The following is a 19258-nucleotide window of genomic DNA, read 5'->3' on the forward strand; positions in this document are numbered from 1 at the left end:
TTGTCGTATCGCTTTTTGGCCTCTGGCTCAGAGCGGCTTGATGTCTGACGCCATCTGCCGACCGTCGCGGCCTTCTTCAAGCTCGTAGCCAACCTTTTGATTGTCAGCCAGACCTGTCAGTCCGGATCGTTCCACCTGACTGATATGTACAAAGACGTCCTTACCGCCTTCGTCGGGTGCGATAAAACCGTACCCTTTTGTGGTATTGAACCATTTCACGGTGCCGGTTGGCATTCCGCTTCTCCTTCTTGACTTCCAATTCCCCGGAAAATGCCGGGCCATAAGGTGATGCTGGCCCACGTTTACGTTGGGAAACGCAGGATTTTGATCACATGTAAAAAGATTGGGCATGGCTTGTAAAAAGCAAGTGAAACCCCCGTGATCGGGCGTTAAAGTCGCGGCAAGAGATTAAAATACAGGCAGTCACCTATGATCCTATACGGTTTGAAATCTTGCGACACATGCCGCAAAGCATTGAAATCAATGCCAAATGCGCAGTTTCGGGATGTCCGCGAAGATGGTGTGCCGCAAGGCGTGCTGGATTCCGCCTATGCGGCTTTGGGTGATGCGTTGCTTAATACGCGCTCGACAACATGGCGTGGGCTGAAGGAGGCAGAACGTGCCGAAAACCCCCTTTCGCTCATTGCAAAACACCCAACTCTAATGAAGCGTCCACTGATTGAAAAAGACGGGGAATTTTTTCTGGGTTGGAGCAAAGACGTACAAGCGGCCTTGGTATGATATGTCAGTCCGCATACATCGGGTCCAGCAAATGAATGGAGACATCTGATGCGTAACGCGGCCCTTGTTTTGGGGATTATCGGTGGGGTTCTGGCCCTGTTTGTCGGGTTTTTCAGCTTTGGGTACACCGAGGTCGTGCGCGAGTACGGTGAAATTGAGGGCATCGCCGAAAAGCTGGACCGTGAGGGGCTGATCCGTGCGGTCAGTTTTCTGGCTCCAATTCTTGCGATTGCAGGCGGCGCCATGGCTCGGATTCGCGCACTTTGGGGTGGGGGCCTTATGCTCTTGTCCGCGGGCATGATGGCCTACACCTTTGGATTTGGTGTCTTCACCATGTTCCCCATCGGGTTCACCGCGCTGGGCGGGCTCTTGGCCGTCGCGGCGGGCAAGCCGGACGAACCAAAAGCACATTTTTAAGCAGGATCAGGCGAGGTCCGGCGGCGTGGCCTCTTTGGTCAGCGCCTCAGTGACCTCTGAGAGCGGCTTCACAGCGGTCTGTTTTTCACCCAAACGGCGGACGGTTACGGTCTTGTCTTCGACCTCGCGCATGCCCACGGCCAGGATCACCGGCACTTTGCCGACCGAATGTTCGCGGACCTTGTAGTTGATCTTTTCGTTGCGCAAATCGGCCTCGGCCCGCACGCCTGCCGCGCGCAAGTTCGCGACCACCTCTTCGGCATAGTCATTGGCCTCGGAAATAATCGGCGCCACGACGACCTGGCGCGGGGCCAGCCAGAAGGGCAGGCGACCGGCTGAGTTCTCGATGAGGATGCCGACGAACCGCTCAAAACTGCCCAGGGTCGCGCGGTGCAGCATATAGGGGCGCTGCTTGCTTCCGTCGGGGGCAATATAGGTCGCGCCCAGCCGCTCGGGCAGGTTGGGGTCCACCTGAAACGTGCCGCATTGCCAGACCCGGCCAATGGCGTCGGTCAGGTAGAAATCCAGTTTTGGTCCGTAAAACGCGCCATCGCCGGGCTCGAGCGTAAAGGTGCGCCCGGTGGCCTTGATCGCGCCTTCCAGCGCGCCCTCGACATGGTCCCAGCTTTCGTCGCTGCCCACGCGCTTTTCGGGACGGGTTGCGAATTTGATCTCAAATTCCTCAAAGCCCAGATCGGCATAGATGTCCGCAAGGAAATTGATGAACCGGGCGCATTCTTCCTCAATCTGGTCCTCGGTGCAGAAGATGTGCGCGTCATCCTGTGTGAACCCGCGCACGCGCATGATCCCGTGCAATGCGCCGGAGGGCTCATAGCGGGAGCACGAGCCAAACTCGGCCAGCCGCAAGGGCAGGTCGCGATAGGATTTCAAACCTTGATTGAACACCTGCACGTGGCACGGGCAGTTCATCGGCTTGAGCGCATTGATCGCCTTTTCCTTGGCGTGTTCTTCTTCCACCTCAACGATGAACATGTGTTCCTGATACTTGTCCCAGTGACCCGAGGCCTCCCACAGCTTGCGGTCCACCACTTGGGGCGTGTTGATCTCGTGATATCCACCGGCGCGCTGTTTGCGGCGCATGTAGTCCTGCAGCTCGGTGTAGATGGTCCAGCCATTGGGGTGCCAGAACACCTGACCGGGGGCCTCTTCCTGCATGTGAAAGAGGTCCATTTCGCGGCCCAGACGGCGGTGGTCGCGCTTTTCGGCTTCCTCAAGGAAGTTGAGATATGCCTTGAGCTTTTCCTTACCGGTAAAAGCCACGCCATAGATGCGTTGCAGCATGGCGCGGTCGCTGTCGCCGCGCCAATACGCGCCTGCGATGGACATCAGCTTGAAAGCATCAGCGGGCACTTGGTCGGTATGCTGCAAATGCGGACCACGGCACAGGTCCTGCCAGTCACCATGCCAATACATGCGCAAAGGCTCATCGCCCGGAATGGCGTCGATCAGCTCGACTTTGTAAGGCTCATTGTTGTCCTTGTAGTGCTGGATGGCACGGTCCCGCTCCCACACTTCTGTGCGAACGGGGTCGCGCAGATTTATGATTTCCTTCATCTTTTTCTCGATGAGGCCGAGGTCCTCGGGGGTAAATGGCTCTTCGCGGTCGAAGTCATAATACCAGCCGTTTTCAATAACCGGGCCGATTGTCACCTTGGTATCAGGCCAAATCTCCTGCACGGCGCGGGCCATGATATGCGCCAGATCATGGCGCACCAGTTCATTGGCGGCGGTCTCGTCCTTCATGGTGTTGATGGCGATGGAAGCATCAGCCTCGATAGGCCAGGCCAAGTCCCAGTGTTGCCCGTCGACATGGGCCGATATGGCCTTTTTTGCGAGCGAATTGGAAATATCGGCAGCCACCTCGGCTGGGGTGATTCCAGCCGCGTATTGGCGTGCATTGCCATCAGGAAAGGTCAGGGAAATCTGGGCCATGATAGGCTCTCCTCGTCGATTTGGCGCCCACGGAACGCCCGATTGCGAAAAATATGTGCGCTGCTTTTGAACCTCAGATGCAGCCAAGTCAAGGCTCAGGATGCTTTGATGCAAGGAATGCGGAATTTGGGTCGTCGAGTATTAACAAGGGGTTAGCCATAGAGGTGATTTATGTGTGCAAACGTATGCTGAGAACGGTATTCAATGGCATTCCGCATGCCGAATAACATATTGAAGAAATTTGCCTTTTTCTCCTTTACGGCGTGCTGTTCATGCTTATATTAGCCTCAAGCTAATGCACGATCAGTATTTATTATTGCTTGGGAAAGGCGCGTAAGATGGCTCGTTACAATGTCGATTTTCAGTTGTCTGTTGAGGATATGGAATTGATCGAAGATGCGTTGCGGCGCTCAAAGTCTGAGCTTGCAAGCACGATGATCGAAGAGGGAATGCCCAGTCCTGCAGAGTGCGAAAAATCGCAGGTCGCAGATATGTCGGTGCGGCGCATCCATGACCTCTTAGGGCGGTTGCATAACCAGAAGGTTTTCTATCGCCCCAAAAACGCGCCTTATGTAGGCGGATAGTTCAAGGTCCCTCGAATGCAGATTGGGGCGTGCCCGGCACGCCCTTTTTTTGTGCCAGTGCGCATTGTGTGCGGGCGTGTGCATTTGTATTTGATTGTACGCGCGTGCATGCGAATGTTTATCGTAACACAATGAAATAAAAAGATATTTCCATATCAAAATTTGCCTGTTAACAGTTTTATGTAGGGCGCGAGTCAAATGACGCCTCAGGTTTAGAAAAACAACAAAACGGCGTGAAAACATGGCCAGGTTAGAGACAGAGTTCCGGCCCCAGGATGGGCCACATGAGGCAGGCACGACAAGCCACGCACAAGTTGATGTGTGGCAGGGATTTCCAAGAGCAGCGCTAGAAGAGAGGCCCGGGCACGAGCGGCAGTATCCGCTTGACCGGATTGAGCGCATCATCGGCTCGATTATGTAATTCCAGCCAATTGCGGCTTGAAAGCATGACGTCTTCGGAGGACATTTGCCCAGATTTGATAAGGGCAGGGATCTTATGGGCGACACGCAGTTTTTGACATCTCCGCACGGACGGCGGTTGGCCTATAACCTGACAGAGGGGGACGGGCCGGGCGTGGTGTTCCTGGGCGGGTTCAAGTCCGACATGGAAGGCACCAAGGCCATTCATCTGCAAGACTGGGCGCGCCGCACCGGGCGTGCTTTTCTGCGGTTTGATTATTCTGGGCATGGGCAAAGCTCTGAGGCGTTTACCGACGGATGTATCGGCGACTGGGCGGCAGATGCGCGCGCAGTGATTGAGGCGCTGACAGACGGGCCTCAGATTCTGGTTGGGTCCAGCATGGGGGGCTGGATTTCGTTGCTGACAGCCCGCGCGATGCCTCAGCGTGTGGCGGGATTGGTCACCATTGCGGCCGCGCCGGATTTTACCGAAGACTCCATGTGGGCCGGATTTTCTGATGTGCAAAAAGCAGAGCTGGCGGAAAACGGGCAGGTCGCTTTGCCGAGTGAGTATGGTGAGCCCTACATCATCACGGCCAAGTTGATTGAAGAGGGTCGGCAAAACCTCGTGCTGCGCGACCCTCTGCATCTTCCTTTCCCGGTGCGGTTTTTGCAGGGCACGGCGGATGCAGATGTGGACATGTCAGTAGCTCTGAGACTGCTTGAACATGCTGCAGGTGACGATATGCGCCTGACACTTGTGAAAGGGGCAGATCACCGATTCTCGGATGGCCCGTGCCTGGCGATGATAGAGGCCGCTGTCGAGGATGTTCTGGTCGCTGTCAAAGTGGATTAACGCAATGCGCAGCTCCTTTGTGATAAGCGTTTAGCCGCCTTATCTGTCTGAAAATATGAGATTACTCAAGCGCTCCTGCAGGGGCTATGCGACTGTTGCATTTATCCTCTGCTGGCTAAGTTTATCGCATCCACTGTCGCACAGGCCCCTTGCAATTTGCGCATCACATGGCACTGTCGAGAAAAAATAAGCGACAGGTTTCGCGAGCAGTAAGGAATAATAACAATGCAAGAGCCCCTGGTTTTCCTGCCGGGCATGATGTGCGATGCGCGTCTGTTCGGTCCGCAGGTTACGGCGATGAGCCGCGATATGGCAGTCACGGTTGCGCCGATAACAGGCGGCAATCGGATCGAAGAAATTGCCTCTTCCTTGTTGGATCAACTGCCCTTGAAGTTTGCTCTGGCCGGGCTTTCGATGGGCGGCATTGTGGCCATGGAGTTGTTACGCCGTGCGCCGGAGCGGGTCACGCGGATTGCGCTGATGGACACCAATTCCTTGCCGGAAACGCCTCAGACAGCCGCGGACTATGAACCTCTGATTACAAAGCTGAAGGCGGGCCTTTTGGATCAGGCGGCCGCCAGCATTGTGCGCCCTGAGTACCTTGCGCCCGGGCCAGAGCGGACAAGTATCCTCAACCTGGTGGCCAAAATGGCCGAGAATGTTGGGTGCGAGGCGATCATCCGACAGGCGCGTGCCCTGCAGCGGCGGCGCGACTATCAGGCGACTTTGCGCAAATGCAATGTGCCGGCGCTGGTGATGTGCGGGGAGCATGACACGCTGACACCTGTCAAACGGCACGAATTCATGGCGGGTATGATCCCGCATGCGGATCTGGCAATTATTCGCGACGCGGGACATTTGCCGACATTGGAGGCGCCGGATGCCGTGACCGCGGCTCTGCGGGCGTGGATCAAACAACCGCTTGTGTTGCGCACCAAAATGGTGCGGATTGAGCAGCCCCTCGCGTCCTGACGACCTTATTCAGCGGCGATTTTCCGGGATTTGCGGGTCTTTTTCGGCGCGGTACGTGCGCGTTTCGCCGGGGCCTCAGAGTTGGCGTCGATGAAATCGAGCACCAGAGGTCGGATGTTGTTACGCCATGAGCGTCCAGCGAAGATACCGTAATGTCCGGCTTCGGGTTCGATATAGCTGGCTTTCATGTCGTCAGGCAGGCCGGTGAGCAGGTCCAGAGCTGCCACGCATTGACCGGGGGCTGAAATATCATCCTTGCCGCCCTCGACGGTTTTCACCGCAACGCGGGTGATGGCACCAATATCGACCTTATGGCCCGCCACGACAAATTCATTGCTGGCGATCTCGCCGGCTTTGAAAATACGTTCAACGGTTGAGAGGTAGAACTCGGCCGGCATATCCATCACGGCAAGATATTCGTCATAGAACTTATTGTGCGGGTCGCGGTCGCTTGCTTCGCCTTGTGCCACGCGGCTGATCTGATTGACGAAAGCCTTGCCGTGGCGCTCGGCATTCATCGACATGAACGAAGCCAATTGCAGCAGGCCCGGATAGACCATGCGGCCCACGCCCTTGTATTTGAAGCCCACACGCTGGATCATAGTCTCTTCGAGTTGCCCCATGGTCACGCGATGGCCGAAATCGGTTACTTCGGTTGGCGCTGCGTTCGGGTCAATCGGTCCGCCAATCAAAGTCAATGACCGTGGCTGTGCATCAGGATCAAGTTCGGCCAGATAGGCGGTGGCGGCCAGCGTCAGCGGGGCAGGCTGGCAAATGGCAATCACATGCAAGTCGCTGCCCAAGGCGCGCATGAAGTCCATCAGGTAAAGCGTGTAGTCTTCGATATCGAACTTGCCGTCCGAGACGGGGATGTCGCGGGCATTGTGCCAATCGGTGACATAAACCTCGCAATCGGGCAGCAGGGATTTCACTGTGGAGCGCAGAAGCGTCGCATAGTGGCCCGACATCGGGGCCACCAAGAGCACCCGGCGGTCCATCTCATCGCGGCCCTGCACATCAAAATGGATGAGATCGCCAAAAGGCTTTTCCACGACTGTTTCGATTTTGATCAGGTGATCGCGCCCGTCCACGCCGGTTATGGATTCAATGCCCCAGTCAGGTTTGACCACCATCCGCTGAAATGTGCGTTCGGTGACTTCGCCCCAGGCGGCCATCCATTGAAAGGCCGGATTTGGAACCATGCTGAACATAGGATAAGATGCCATGGAAAGCGCGGTGGCGCCTAACCACTGGTTCATATTTCGTGACGCTTCCATCAGGTCATACGTTACCATATAGCGCATGTGCTTACTCCTTTGACCTGAGCGGCCCGGTTCTATTCGTCGCAGTCACAACACACGGCGACATGTCTATATCCGGTGCATGCAGCGACTCGGTGGTAACAGGTTTAGTGCTGCGCTGCTATGCTGCATAGCAGAAAAATACGGGAAGAATGTTAAAATGGCAACTCAGGATGATGCACAGAACACCAATCTGGACCGCATGAGCGCCAATCTTGAGCGGGTTGAAACGCTGTCTCAACGTTTGGTGCAAGCATTGACTGCGCGCACGCCTCCCGCGCAGGAACTGAATGGCCCGTCACAGGATGTTTTCGTAAAGGCCGCCGGATCTTACTGGAAATCCTTCATGGAAAATCCGGGAAAGATGTATGAGCAGCAGCTTGAATACTGGGGTAAATCCGTTCGTCATTTTATGGAAGCGCAGCAAAGTCTTGCCAAAGGCGCACCTTTACCTAATGGGGCGGATGAAGAGGACCCGTTGAAAGGGGATCGCCGGTTTTCCAATCCGCTTTGGGATACGCATCCCTATTTCAGCTACATCAAACACCAATATGCGATCAACAAACTGGCCATAGAAAACGCCGTGGCCGAGGCTGAAGAGCTGAACGACAAGGACAAGCAGCGTTTGCAGTTCTTTGCGGCGCAGATCATCGACATGATGAGCCCGACGAATTTCCTGTCCACAAACCCCGATGCGCTTGAAAAAGCCGTGGAGACCGAGGGCGAGAGCCTTGTGGCAGGGCTGGAGAACCTTGTTGCGGATCTGGAAGCCAATAATGGCGAGATGGTCGTGCGGCTTTGTGACGAGAACGCGTTTGAGCTGGGTGAGAACGTCGCCGTGACCGAAGGCGAGGTCGTCTATCGCAATAAGATGATGGAACTCATCCAGTATACGCCCACGACCAAACAGGTGCATAAGACACCGGTTGTGATCTTCCCGCCCTGGATCAACAAATTCTACATTCTGGACCTCAAACAGGAAAACAGCCTGATCAGGTGGATCACTGATCAGGGCTACACGCTGTTCGTAGTGAGCTGGGTGAACCCGGATGCGTCCTATGCCGATGTGGCCATAGACGACTATATAGAGGACGGTTACCTGACCGCGATCCGTGAGGCCAAGGCCATCACGGGTGAGCGCCAGGTGAATACTGTTGGTTACTGTATCGCGGGCACCACGCTTCATATGACATTGGCGCTTATGGCCAAGCGGGGCGACAAGTCGATCAAGTCCGCCACCTTCTTTACCGCACTCACCGATTTCAGCGATCAGGGTGAGTTTGTTCCTTTCCTGCAGGACGACTTTGTCGACGGGATCGAAAAGGAAGTGAACGAAAAGGGCGTGCTGCGCTCTTTCATCATGGGGCGGACCATGTCGTTCCTGCGGTCCAATGACCTTATCTATAAGCCGGCTATTCGCAGTTATATGATGGGGGAAACGCCCCCGGCCTTTGATCTGCTTTATTGGAACGGGGATGGTGCGAACCTTCCGGGGCGGATGACGGTGCAGTATTTGCGCGATCTGTGTCAGAAGAATGCCTTTGTCACCGATGGGATCGAGATGTGCGGCGAGACTTTGCATATCAGGGACGTCACCGTGCCGATCATGGCGATCACCTGTGAGACCGATCATATCGCGCGGTGGAAAGACTGTTACCGCGGCTTTTTGCAAACCGGATCAAAAGACCGGACATTCATCGTCTCGGAGTCCGGCCATATCGCGGGGATCGTGAATCCGCCCAGCAAAAAGAAGTATGGCTTTTACGCCAATAAGGACCTGCCGGAGACGGCAGATGCGTGGTTGGAAGGAGCCAAAGAGCAGGAAGGGTCTTGGTGGCCCACTTGGGAAACCTGGCTGAAAAAGCGATCTGGACCCATGGTTGCGGCCCGTATGCCGGGTGATTCTGAGCATCCTGCGCTGGCTCCGGCGCCGGGAACTTACGTGCGGAAACGCGCAAGCCTCTGATTTAAAATTAAAATCATCCTTCTGAAACTTTATGCTGCAGTGCAGAAAAAAGCTTGCAATGCTGCGTTGCAGCATATATATAGTTTGCAGACGCAGAAAGCAGGGCGGTCCTGCTTGCGACCGAACAAAGTTTTAGGAGGCCACCATGGCTAAAGCACAAGACTTCAACGCCGTCATGAAAGATTTCATGGGCGCATTCCCTGTCGACACCAAAGCATTTGAAGAAGCTTTCAAAAACCAAGCAACTCTGAACGAAAAAATGTCCGGCGTTGCTCTGGAAGCAGCTGAGAAATCCGCTGAGCTTTCCGGCAAATGGGCCAAAGAAACTCTGGCGAAACTGTCCGACGTGACAAAAGCCAAAGCAGAGCCTGCTGACTATGCCAAAGCGATCACCGATTTCGCATCGGCCAACGCTGAAGTAGCTGCAGAAAACATGGCTGCTTTCGCTGAGATCGCCAAGAAAGTCCAAATGGACACAGTTGAGCTGATGATGGCGGCTGGCAAAGACCTGCAAGAAGATGCAGCCAAAGCTGTTAAAAAAGCAACTGACGAAGTGACAGCTGCTGCTAAGAAAGCAACATCTGCCGCGAAGTAAGTTTAAGGTTTCCGGGCTCTTCTCCTCCCAATCTGAGCCCGAACCTGTAAGGGCGAGCCATCGGCTCGCCCTTTCTTTTGTTCTGCAGTAGCATAAGCTGTGCTGCAGCGCTGCATTCGTGGGAGGGTAGGCCGTGGGAAAATCCGAAAAATCACTGTTGATCAAGCGGTATGCCAGCCGAAGATTGTACAACACCGAGACGTCCGACTACGTCACGCTGGAAGATATTGCTGAATTTATTCGCGATGGCCGCGAGGTTCAGATCATCGATCTGAAGTCGGGCGATGACCTGACGCGGCAGTACCTTTTGCAGATCATTGCCGAGCATGAAAGCCGCGGTGAGAATGTGCTGCCGATCAATGTGCTGAACGACCTGGTGCGCAGCTACACGACACAAGCCACCTCGATGGTGCCTGATTTCCTGTCAGCGTCATTTGAAATGCTGCAAAAGGGCCAGAGCCAGATGATGGAAAATATGGCCCGTGCCAATCCTTTGGCGGGTATCCCGGGGATGGATGCGATGCGGGCCCAGCAGGAAGCGTTCCTCAAGGCGATGACCGGTGGGATGCAGGCGATGAACACCATGCCTGCGGCTGATGATGAGACCGAGGCCGAGACGGCACAGGAGGAAGGCGAGGAAGATCTCGACGCCATCAAAAAGCAACTCGCCGAATTGCAAAACAAACTCTCCAAACTGGGCAAGTAACCCCCTATGGTCGACAGCCCCGGCAAGATCACGCTTTGGGGGATCGAAGTCTTCATGGCGGCCGCAGATGAGCGGTCGATTTCCGCAGCAGCCAAGCGGCTTGGGGCAAGCCCGTCTGCTGTAAGCCAGCAGCTCACCAATCTCGAAAGCGCCGTGGGCGCCACGCTCTTGCAGCGGAATGCGCGGCCCGTGCGTCTCACCCCGGCGGGTGAAATCCTGCGTCGGCGGGCGCAGGTCATTCTGAACGAAGCAGCCCAGGCTCGGGCAGAGCTGGCGATGTCGGATCTCTCGATGTTGACGCGGTTCCGCCTTGGGATGATCGAGGATTTCGAGGCGGACGTGACGCCGCAGCTTTTGACGCATATGGCGGGTGAGCTGAAATCCAGCCAGTTTCTGCTGGAAACCGGGGCCAGCCATTACCTTTATGAGCTGCTGGAAAACCGCGCGCTGGATGTGATCGTGGCCGCCGAACTCAATGCCGGGGACGACTGGGCAGAGGTGCATCCGCTCTTGCGGGAGGGGTTTGTCGCGGCAGTGCCCAAGGGCAGGGTGGAGGCCGGTGGCAATGTCTTGAAACAACTGATGCGCCTGCCACTGATCCAATACACCCAGCGGCACTACATGGGTCGCCTGCTGACCTCGCATCTTGCGCGCGAAAAGATCACGCTGTCGCATCGGTTCGAATTGGACAGCTATCACGCCATCCTGGCGTTGGTGGGGCAAGGGACTGGATGGAGTATCCTACCGCCACTGGCGTTAATGCGGGCACGGCGGTTCGCCGATGAAATAGACGTGTTGGAACTGCCCTTTGAGCCGCTCAGCCGTACGATCAGCCTGACGGCGCGCAAAGATATCCTGCAAGACATGCCGGGGCAGGTGGCCCAAAGCCTGCGTCCGATCCTGCAAGAGACGATTGTGACGCACGCCTTGGCGGCATATCCGTTTCTCAAAGACAAGCTTACGATGTTGTAACGGCTTTAAAGCGTTTCGCGTTTACCCTGAGACATCAGCAAAGTGCGAAACGCTTTAGGTATAGGCGATTTCAGTTCGGAATCGCGAATCTTCCAGCCGCGCGAAATAGGCTGATCTCAGCTGTAACCCAACCGGTCCGGCCGCACCGTTGGAAAACTGCCGATCATTGATGCGCGCCACAGGCGTTACACCGCCGCCGGAAGAGGACAAAAACACCTCATCGGCTTCCAAAAGCGCGTCGATAGGAAGCGCACGTTCTTCGACAGTCAGACCAGCCTCGACCGCCAATTCAAGAACGGTGCGCCGTGTGATCCCGTGCAAGACGCCGCGATCAGGCGTCACCAGTGTATTTCCTTTGAGTGCGAAGACGTTAAAGCCCGGACCCTCGGTCACATTGCCCTCATGATCCGGAAGTAAGACAGTCTCAAACCCAGCATCCTTGGCCTCAAAGAGGCCTTGGGTGAAATCACCCCAATGATAATTCTTGGCCAGTGGATTGACACTGTCCTCAGGAATGCGGCGGGTCATGTTCGATAGATACACCGCCGCCCCGGTTTCGGCAGTTTCGGGTTTGATCACATGCACATAGGGCACACACCAGGCATAGAAATGATTGGCGCAGGCGCGTGGGTCACGGATGCCATGGACCATAGGCGTGCCGCGTGCCGCGACCATGGCCACATAGGCCTTTTGCAAACCAGATGTCGCAACCATGGTGTGCAAGGCCTCCTTAATTCCCCTGCGGTCGATGCCGACGTCCATGCGCGCGGCATCCATTGATGCCTCGAACCGTGTCAGGTAGTCGCCCAGCCGAAAGAAAGCTCCGCTCCAGACCGGCACGACGTCATAGACGCAATCGGCATGGGTCAGGCCCCAATCGGTAACGCCAATCGTGGCCTCGCTGATTGGAATGACCTCTCCGCGCATCCACGCGGCGCCCTGTGAAAAGTCGCGCTTCATTCACCCATGGGCATGTGTCTGTTGTCCGAAGTCAAGTCCCGTAGGCGCGGGGTATGCCCATAACATCCTGCGCGGCCATCACCAGCGCCTCGGAAATGATATCAAGTTCTTCGCGGCTCAATCGCGCAGGCAGGCGCACATCGCAGGCCCGCATCAACATGGCCCGTGTCTGCGGCAGATCTGGCACTGGCCCATCCAGAAACTTCCAGTTCCAAAAGGCGCGGGCGTTGTCGGTGCTTTGGCCGAACACCTGTACTTTCACACCTCGTTCGGACGCCGCTTTGGCAAAGGCATTGGTTTCGGCATCGCTCAGACCCACCAGGTTGAACTGAATGGAGTCCGGCGCGCGCTCTTCTTGTTTGAGTTTGTCAGGCACATGCAGCCAGGGCGACGTGTTGAGACGGGCCGCGACGTAGTCATGATTGGCGCGTCCATCCCGCACCCGGCGCGGGATTTCCGCCAATTGCGGGCGAATGATCGCCGCCGACAGGTTGCCCATACGCAGATTGTAAAGCGGCAGGCGGTTCTGCCATTTGGCAAAGGCGGCCTCGAGCGCAGGATCCGAGCCAGCCATATGCTTGGCCCAGTTATGCTCGTAGGCGCCTGACATAATCACCGCCTGCGCCACAAGATCGGCGTCATCGGTGATCATGATCCCGCCTTCACCGGCATTGACCAGTTTGTAGGACTGAAAGCTGAAACATCCCACGCGGCCGATTGTGCCGATATTGCGCCCGGCCCAGAGTGTGCCAAGGCTATGGGCGGCGTCTTCGATCACTGGGATACCGCGCGCGTCGCAGAGCGCCATGATCGCGTCCATATTCGAAGTGTGTCCGCGCATATGGCTGATGATCACAGCGTCTATATTCGCATCAAGTTTTCCCTCAAAGTCATTGAGATCAATGCGGTAATTGTCTTTGACGTCACATAGGACAGGCACGCATTCGGCATGCACGACCGAAGATGGCACCGCCGCAAAGGTAAAGGCGGGGATCAAGACCCGTGCGCCGGGGCGCAGGCCCAGAGCCTTGAGCGACAGAAAAAGCGCTGCTGAGCAAGAGGACACCGCCAATGCGTACTGGCTGCCCATCATCTCAGCGAAGTCGCGTTCGAGCAAAGCGACCGGAGCATCCTTTGCGGCGGTGTAGCGAAAAAGGTCTCCTGATTTCAATAGCTTGTCTATTTCAGTGCGGGCGCTTTGAGGAATGGGTTCGGCATCATAGACATTAGGCGCAAGTGTCATGTTCGTATATACCTAATTTAGTTTTCAGATTTTCCGAAAGTATAGCAAAGACTGGTCATATCGCAAAGTGAAAGTTTTTTGACAAAAAATCACATTTGCGCTCACCGCATTGCACGGCGTCTGCGTATCGCGCAGAGCTTGGGCAAGCGAAGGATCGCGCAACATAACAACGGACATCACGTCTTGACCCGTCTGGCATTCCTCATGCTGCTTTACGCAGTCATGCTCTGGCCCGCGCGCTATGCGTTCTATGGGCTGTTCGCGGAATGGTATTACCCGCAAATCATTTATGAAACAGGGGTTTGGACCATATACTTGCTGTTGGTGACGCTGTCGGTCTCGCCGGTTTTAACTCTGCTGAACCGTGTGGGCCAGGGGCGCAGCTTGGGGCGATGGCTTTTGCAAAACCGGCGCCATTTTGGCCTTGGCAGTTTTATCCATGCCAGCCTGCATGTGATGCATTACACAATCGAAACCAATAGCGCTTCGTGGATGCTGATTGAGGCCATATCGATTGAGTATTTTGTGGCCTGGATTGCCTTCGTGATCCTCGCGCTTCTTGCAGTGACATCCAACTCTTACTTTGCCCGCCGTTTGGGGCGTCGGTGGAAAAAGCTGCACATTTGGATTTACCCGGCTGTACTGCTCAGCCTGGCTCATTGGTATTTCTTCGACTACACAGAAGAGCGTTTCGTCCTTTTGGGCGGCTGCTTTATTGCACTCAAGCTGGCGCATCTGGGTCTGCGACGTCTGCCACGGCGTGCCGCACACGGCTAAAACCCCAGTCTGTCCCGCGTGGCATACCAGGTCATCGCCAGCACCAGGAGTGGAGAGCGGAGGGCTGCACCGCCGGGGAAGGTGGGTGTTGGCACGCGCGCCATGGTGTCAAACCCGCCTGCGTCACCACCAATGACATCGGCCATGAGCTTGCCCGAGAAGGTGGCGGTGCCCACGCCATGCCCGGAATAGCCCGAGGCGGTCAGAATGTTAGGCGCCAACCGCGCCAGATAGGGCATCCGCTTCATCGTGATGGCCAGAGTACCGCCCCAGGCATAGTCGATTTTGACGTCCCGCAAATGCGGGAAAATCTGCGACATGGGCTTGCGCACGAGCGCCGCAATATCGCTGGGAAAGCGGTAGCCGTAACTTTCCCCGCCGCCAAAGAGCAGGCGCTTGTCATGGCTGAGGCGGAAGTAGTTGACGACGAACTTGCTGTCCGCCACCGCCACATCGCGGGTCAGTACGCGCGCAGCCTCATCGCCCAAAGGCTCCGTGGCCACGACGAAATTATTGATCGGCATGACCCGCGCGGCCACTTTGCGATCAAGCCCGCCCAGATACCCGTTGCAGCCCAGGATCACGTGATCCGCTTTGATCCGCCCCTTGTCCGTTTGCACAAGGGCAGGTGTGCCCGGTGTGATGTTGTGCACGTCACTGCGTTCATAAATCCGAACACCGGCTTTCACAGCCGCCCTCGCCAGACCAAAGGCATAGGCCAGCGGATGCAGATGCGCGGCGGTCATATCAAGCGAGCCGCCCACATAACGCGGCGAGGGACAGAGCGCCTGCATTGCATCATAATCAAGCTTTTCCAGTGCGTCATAGCCATAACGCTCTACCAGAAAATCGGCATAGGCATGCTCCTCGGCCACCTCTGCCTTACTAAACCCGGCATGGGCAATGCCCGGCTTTAGGTGACAGTCGATCTTGTGTTTGGAAACCAGTGCCTTGACCAGCGCCTTGGCCTCTTCGGCCAGCTCCCAGAGTTTGGCGGCATCCTCGCGCCCGACAAGTTTCTCAAGGCTCTGCTGATCCTGTCGCTGCCCACTGCCCAGCTGCCCACCATTGCGCCCTGATGCGCCAAACCCAACGCGATGCGCCTCCACCAGCGCCACGTCATACCCGCGCTCGGCCAGATGCAGTGCCGCTGACAGCCCAGTAAATCCTCCGCCGATCACGCAGGCATCGGCCCTTGTCTCACCGCGCAAAGGCTCGAACGGCTCTAAAGCCTCTGTTGTGGCGGCATACCAGCTTGGCGGATACTGGCCCGGGCGGTCATTGGAATAGAGCAGGTTCATTGTTTCACTGTTCCCAAAATACTCAGATCCAGACCTGCGCCAAAGGTTCAGACGTTCAGCAAGAGATGCTCCCGTTCCCAAGGCGAAATCACCTGCAGGAATTCGGCATATTCGGCGCGTTTCACGATGGAATAGACGCGCGCAAAATCCGGCCCGAGGATCTTGTGCAGGTCCGTGGCCTCGTCAAAAAGATCAAGCGCGGCCCCAAGTTCATTGACAAAATCCGGCTCGCCCTCATAGGCGTCGCCGCGATACTGCGTCTTGGCGCGGGTCTCATTCTTCATCCCCAAAAGCCCGCAGGCCAGGCTGACCGCGATGCCCAGGTAAGGGTTGCAATCCATGCCCGCGATGCGGTTTTCCACGCGGCGCGCTTCGGGCGGGGAGAGCGGCACGCGGATGCCTGTCGTGCGATTGTCGCGCCCCCATTCCAGGTTGATGGGTGCTGCATTGTCTCGCACGTAGCGGCGGTAGGAATTCACGTAAGGGGCCATCACGGCAAGGGCCGAGGGCAGGTAGGTCTGCAAGCCGCCAATGAAGTGATAGAACATGTCTGTCTCACCACCCTGAGGGCCGGAAAACGCGTTCTTGCCGGTTTCGCGATCAATGATTGAGTGATGGATATGCATCGCGCTGCCGGGTTCAGCCGCGATGGGTTTGGCCATGAAAGTGGCAAAGCAGTCGTGCCGCAAAGCCGCCTCGCGGATCAAGCGCTTGAAGTAAAACACCTCATCGGCCAGCTTCACCGGGTCCCCATGGCGCAGGTTGATCTCAAGCTGACCTGCGCCGCCTTCCTGCGTGATGCCGTCAATCTCAAAGCCTTGCGCCTCGGCAAAGTCGTATATGTCGTCGATCACCGGGCCGAACTCATCCACCGCTGTCATCGAATACGCCTGCCGCGCGGCCGCAGGTCGGCCCGACCGGCCGACCATGGGCGCAATTTCCTGACGCGGGTCGAGGTTGCGCGCGATGAGGAAAAACTCCATCTCAGGTGCCACAACCGGCTCCAGCCCCATCTTTTCATACATCTTCACTACGCGCTTGAGCACATTGCGCGGGGCGCAGTCGATGGGTTTGCCATCTCGGTCATAGGCGTCGTGAATGACCTGCAGGGTCCAGTCGCCCGTCCATGGCGCGGCGGAGGCGGTGTCCATATCGGGCTTGAGCACCATGTCGCGCTCGATGAAGCCTTCATCGCCTGCCGCTTCGCCCCAATCCCCAGTGATGGTCTGGTAAAAGATTGAATCCGGCAGATGAAAGTAAGCCTGCTTGCCAAACTTGCTGGCGGGAACCGCCTTGCCGCGTGCGACCCCAGGCAAATCGGCAATGATACATTCCACCTCATCGAGCCGATGCCCTTCGAGATAGGTTTGCGCCGCTTCGGGTAGTTTTGAAGTCCAGTCTTTGGCCATGGCTCAGGCCCCTTTTCTGAAATGGTCTGCCATGCGCTCGGCAAATGCGGCGCTGTCGATGGGCGCGTCGGCCTCATTGCGCGCGGTCTTGAGTAGGTCATCGGGCACGACACCCTTGCCCCGCTGGTCGATGATCGTGGTCAGGATATGTGAGGTGAATTCCGGGTGTGGCTGGATCGTCAGGATCGTGTCGCCGATCATCATTGCAGCGTTTTCGCAAAAGTCAGAATGTCCAATGATTTTAGCGCCTTCAGGCGGTGTGATCACCTGATCCTGATGCCAGGCATGCATCGCAACGGTCTGACCTTCGATCTCATATTCGGTGCGACCCACCGACCAGCCGCCGTCGAACTTCACCACCGTGCCGCCCAGGGCTTGCGCGATGATCTGGTGGCCGAAACAGACGCCAATCAGCGGCTTGCCTGCGTCTCGAATGTCGCGAATGAATGCCTCCAAAGGTGGGATCCAGGGGTGATCTTCGTAAGCGCCATGTTTGGAGCCGGTGATCAGCCACCCATCTGCGTCCTCGGGGCTGGAGGGATAGACCTCGTCCACCACGTCGTAGCGCTCAAACTCAAACCCCTTGTCTGCCAGAAGTTGGGCAAAGATTGCGTCGTAGTCGCCCGTGTCCTCGATCAGATCGGGAAGGGCATGGCCGGTCATCAAAATACCGATTTTCATAGGTCACCAAATTTGATCAAATTCAGGCTAGCCGTGCGTCAGCAGCACATCAAGCCTGATTTACACGGTTTCAAGGTAGATTTTCCAGTGATCGGCCACCGGGCGCTCGGACATCAGGCGCATTTCCTGGCGCTTGGTCAAAACGAGGTTTCGGATGAGGTCGGCATGGAAAATCCGCGCCATCGCATCGCTGCCTTCAAAGAGGGCGATGGCCATGTCCCAGTCCTCGGCCAGCTGCGGCAGGTCCTGATCATAGGAATTGCCTGTGATCGGGGCAGGGGGCAGGGTGGCATCCTCAATCCCGTTCATGGCCGCGCCAAGAACACCGGCAAAGGTGAGGAAGGGGTTGGTGTCGCCCCCAGCGACGCGGTGCTCGATCCTCCGTGCCTTGGGTGACCCGCCAGGCACGCGCAGGGCGGCGGTGCGATTGTCATAGGCCCAGCAGATCGAGGTAGGCGCATGCGCGCCAGGCACCAGCCGGTCATAGCTGTTGGCGTGCGGGGCAAAAAGGAGTGTGCTGTCCCGCATTGCCTCCAGACATCCCGCTAGCCCGTGCAAAAGCGCCTCTGAGCCCTCGGGCCCACCATTGTCAAAGACATTGCGCCCCTGTGCATCCAGAACGGAAAAATGCATATGCATCCCGTTGCCCGCATCATCGGCAAAAGGCTTGGCCATAAACGTTGCCGCATGCCCGTGCTTGCGCGCCATCCGCTTGATCAGCCGCTTGAAGAGCCAGGTGTCATCGGCGGCGCGCATGGCATCCTGATGGGTGAGGGTGAACTCGAACTGTCCAAGGCCGGACTCGCAGGTCGCGGTTTGCACCGGAATCCCCATCTTTTCGCAGGCTTTGTAGAGATCACTGAGAAAGGCATCGAAAACATCAAGCTGCGCCAATGATAACACATCGGGCAGCTCAAGCGCTCTGCCTGAGTCAGGGTCTTTGATTGGGGCCAGTGCGTCGCCGCCGTCATCCACCAGCGTGAATTCCAGCTCGGTTGCGGCAATCACATGCCAGCCGCGTGCGCCGTAGCGCGCCAGAACGGTGGCCAGCGCATGGCGTGGGTCGCCTTCAAAGGGCGTGCCATCTTCATGATGCATTGCCATGGGCACCAGCGGCTGGTCCACCTCCAGCCAGGGCAAGGGCACCGGGCCACGCTTTGTGGGCAGCAGCACGCCATCGGCATCGCCGGTCTCAAAGACCAGTGGGCTGTCTTCGATGTCAAAGCCGAAAATGTCGACATTACTGGCCGAAAATGGCATGCGCACCGCGCCTTGATCCAGTTTGTCGGCATAAGAGCCCGGCACACGCTTGCCCCGCATCCGGCCATTGAGGTCAGAGGCGGCCACCCGAAAGGTTTGATATTCGCTTAGGTCCATGATCCGCTGTCCCGCAGAGTTTTGCGCAGCCTAGTGGGAAGCAGGCAA

At 56.9% G+C, this 19258-nt stretch carries 20 protein-coding genes; 11 read left to right on the forward strand and 9 right to left on the reverse strand.

The features are described from left to right. Nucleotides 1-27: 27 nt before the first annotated feature. Complete coding sequence (locus tag RZS32_RS14330) at nt 28-234, reverse strand: cold-shock protein (RefSeq protein ID WP_317057644.1); 207 nt, start codon at nt 232-234, stop codon at nt 28-30. A gap of 195 nt (nt 235-429) precedes the next feature. Here RZS32_RS14330 and RZS32_RS14335 point away from each other — a divergent pair, with 195 nt between their 5' ends. After that, on the forward strand, nt 430-741 hold the full coding sequence (locus RZS32_RS14335) for an ArsC/Spx/MgsR family protein (RefSeq protein WP_317057645.1): 312 nt from the start codon (nt 430-432) through the stop codon (nt 739-741). Nucleotides 742-789: 48 nt separating this feature from the next. Continuing rightward, nucleotides 790-1158, forward strand: a complete 369-nt coding sequence (locus RZS32_RS14340; RefSeq protein ID WP_339106686.1) for a hypothetical protein — start codon at nt 790-792, stop codon at nt 1156-1158. A gap of 6 nt (nt 1159-1164) precedes the next feature. Here the strand turns inward: RZS32_RS14340 and thrS are convergent, their stop codons facing one another. Then, nucleotides 1165-3111 (reverse strand): threonine--tRNA ligase, encoded by a 1947-nt coding sequence (gene thrS, locus RZS32_RS14345; RefSeq protein ID WP_317057646.1) that lies wholly within the window; start codon nt 3109-3111, stop codon nt 1165-1167. A 338-nt stretch (nt 3112-3449) separates the two neighbouring features. On the opposite strand from thrS, the gene RZS32_RS14350 reads away from it, so the two are divergent. The 4 genes from RZS32_RS14350 to RZS32_RS14365 all read left to right on the forward strand — a co-directional run bounded on the left by RZS32_RS14350 (nt 3450) and on the right by RZS32_RS14365 (nt 5922). After that, complete coding sequence (locus RZS32_RS14350; protein WP_317057647.1) at nt 3450-3695, forward strand: hypothetical protein; 246 nt, start codon at nt 3450-3452, stop codon at nt 3693-3695. A gap of 241 nt (nt 3696-3936) precedes the next feature. Beyond that, the gene (locus RZS32_RS14355; protein WP_317057648.1) at nt 3937-4116 is read left to right on the forward strand and encodes a hypothetical protein; all 180 of its coding nucleotides are present in this window, start codon (nt 3937-3939) and stop codon (nt 4114-4116) included. A 75-nt stretch (nt 4117-4191) separates the two neighbouring features. Beyond that, nucleotides 4192-4950, forward strand: a complete 759-nt coding sequence (locus RZS32_RS14360; protein ID WP_317057649.1) for an alpha/beta fold hydrolase — start codon at nt 4192-4194, stop codon at nt 4948-4950. 225 nt (nt 4951-5175) lie between these two features. After that, the gene (locus RZS32_RS14365) at nt 5176-5922 is read left to right on the forward strand and encodes an alpha/beta fold hydrolase (RefSeq protein ID WP_317057650.1); all 747 of its coding nucleotides are present in this window, start codon (nt 5176-5178) and stop codon (nt 5920-5922) included. A 5-nt stretch (nt 5923-5927) separates the two neighbouring features. Here the strand turns inward: RZS32_RS14365 and phaZ are convergent, their stop codons facing one another. Continuing rightward, nucleotides 5928-7226 carry a polyhydroxyalkanoate depolymerase gene (gene phaZ / locus RZS32_RS14370; RefSeq protein WP_317057651.1) on the reverse strand — a complete coding sequence of 433 codons (1299 nt, stop codon included), beginning with the start codon at nt 7224-7226 and terminating at the stop codon, nt 5928-5930. A 157-nt stretch (nt 7227-7383) separates the two neighbouring features. Here phaZ and RZS32_RS14375 point away from each other — a divergent pair, with 157 nt between their 5' ends. The 4 genes from RZS32_RS14375 to RZS32_RS14390 all read left to right on the forward strand — a co-directional run bounded on the left by RZS32_RS14375 (nt 7384) and on the right by RZS32_RS14390 (nt 11462). Next, the gene (locus tag RZS32_RS14375; RefSeq protein WP_317057652.1) at nt 7384-9189 is read left to right on the forward strand and encodes a PHA/PHB synthase family protein; all 1806 of its coding nucleotides are present in this window, start codon (nt 7384-7386) and stop codon (nt 9187-9189) included. A 145-nt stretch (nt 9190-9334) separates the two neighbouring features. Further along, nucleotides 9335-9784, forward strand: coding sequence for a phasin, PhaP (locus RZS32_RS14380; protein WP_317057653.1), 450 nt, complete (start codon nt 9335-9337; stop codon nt 9782-9784). Between the two features lie 133 nt (nt 9785-9917). Continuing rightward, entirely contained in the window at nt 9918-10490 is a 573-nt protein-coding gene (gene phaR, locus RZS32_RS14385; RefSeq protein WP_317057654.1) for a polyhydroxyalkanoate synthesis repressor PhaR, read from the forward strand. A gap of 6 nt (nt 10491-10496) precedes the next feature. Then, the gene (locus RZS32_RS14390) at nt 10497-11462 is read left to right on the forward strand and encodes a LysR family transcriptional regulator (RefSeq protein ID WP_317057655.1); all 966 of its coding nucleotides are present in this window, start codon (nt 10497-10499) and stop codon (nt 11460-11462) included. Nucleotides 11463-11516: 54 nt separating this feature from the next. Here RZS32_RS14390 and RZS32_RS14395 read toward each other — a convergent pair whose 3' ends face one another. Both RZS32_RS14395 and RZS32_RS14400 read right to left on the reverse strand, forming a co-directional pair. Then, nucleotides 11517-12389, reverse strand: coding sequence for an aminotransferase class IV (locus RZS32_RS14395; protein ID WP_339106687.1), 873 nt, complete (start codon nt 12387-12389; stop codon nt 11517-11519). A 64-nt stretch (nt 12390-12453) separates the two neighbouring features. Next, nucleotides 12454-13665, reverse strand: coding sequence for a DegT/DnrJ/EryC1/StrS family aminotransferase (locus RZS32_RS14400; protein WP_317057657.1), 1212 nt, complete (start codon nt 13663-13665; stop codon nt 12454-12456). Between the two features lie 183 nt (nt 13666-13848). Here RZS32_RS14400 and RZS32_RS14405 point away from each other — a divergent pair, with 183 nt between their 5' ends. Further along, the gene (locus tag RZS32_RS14405) at nt 13849-14442 is read left to right on the forward strand and encodes a ferric reductase-like transmembrane domain-containing protein (protein WP_339106688.1); all 594 of its coding nucleotides are present in this window, start codon (nt 13849-13851) and stop codon (nt 14440-14442) included. Here the strand turns inward: RZS32_RS14405 and RZS32_RS14410 are convergent. From RZS32_RS14410 to RZS32_RS14425, 4 genes are read right to left on the reverse strand one after another with little or no spacing between them, the layout of a single operon-like run. Then, on the reverse strand, nt 14439-15743 hold the full coding sequence (locus RZS32_RS14410; RefSeq protein WP_317057659.1) for an NAD(P)/FAD-dependent oxidoreductase: 1305 nt from the start codon (nt 15741-15743) through the stop codon (nt 14439-14441). The genes RZS32_RS14405 and RZS32_RS14410 overlap by 4 nt on opposite strands. 47 nt (nt 15744-15790) lie before the next feature. Next, entirely contained in the window at nt 15791-17152 is a 1362-nt protein-coding gene (locus tag RZS32_RS14415) for a glutamine synthetase family protein (RefSeq protein WP_317057660.1), read from the reverse strand. Between the two features lie 3 nt (nt 17153-17155). Beyond that, entirely contained in the window at nt 17156-17833 is a 678-nt protein-coding gene (locus tag RZS32_RS14420) for a type 1 glutamine amidotransferase (protein WP_317057661.1), read from the reverse strand. 60 nt (nt 17834-17893) lie between these two features. After that, the gene (locus RZS32_RS14425) at nt 17894-19210 is read right to left on the reverse strand and encodes a glutamine synthetase family protein (RefSeq protein ID WP_317057662.1); all 1317 of its coding nucleotides are present in this window, start codon (nt 19208-19210) and stop codon (nt 17894-17896) included. Between the last annotated feature and the right edge of the window lie 48 nt (nt 19211-19258).

Source organism: Roseovarius sp. W115 (genome assembly GCF_032842945.2).
Taxonomy (GTDB): domain Bacteria; phylum Pseudomonadota; class Alphaproteobacteria; order Rhodobacterales; family Rhodobacteraceae; genus Roseovarius; species Roseovarius rhodophyticola.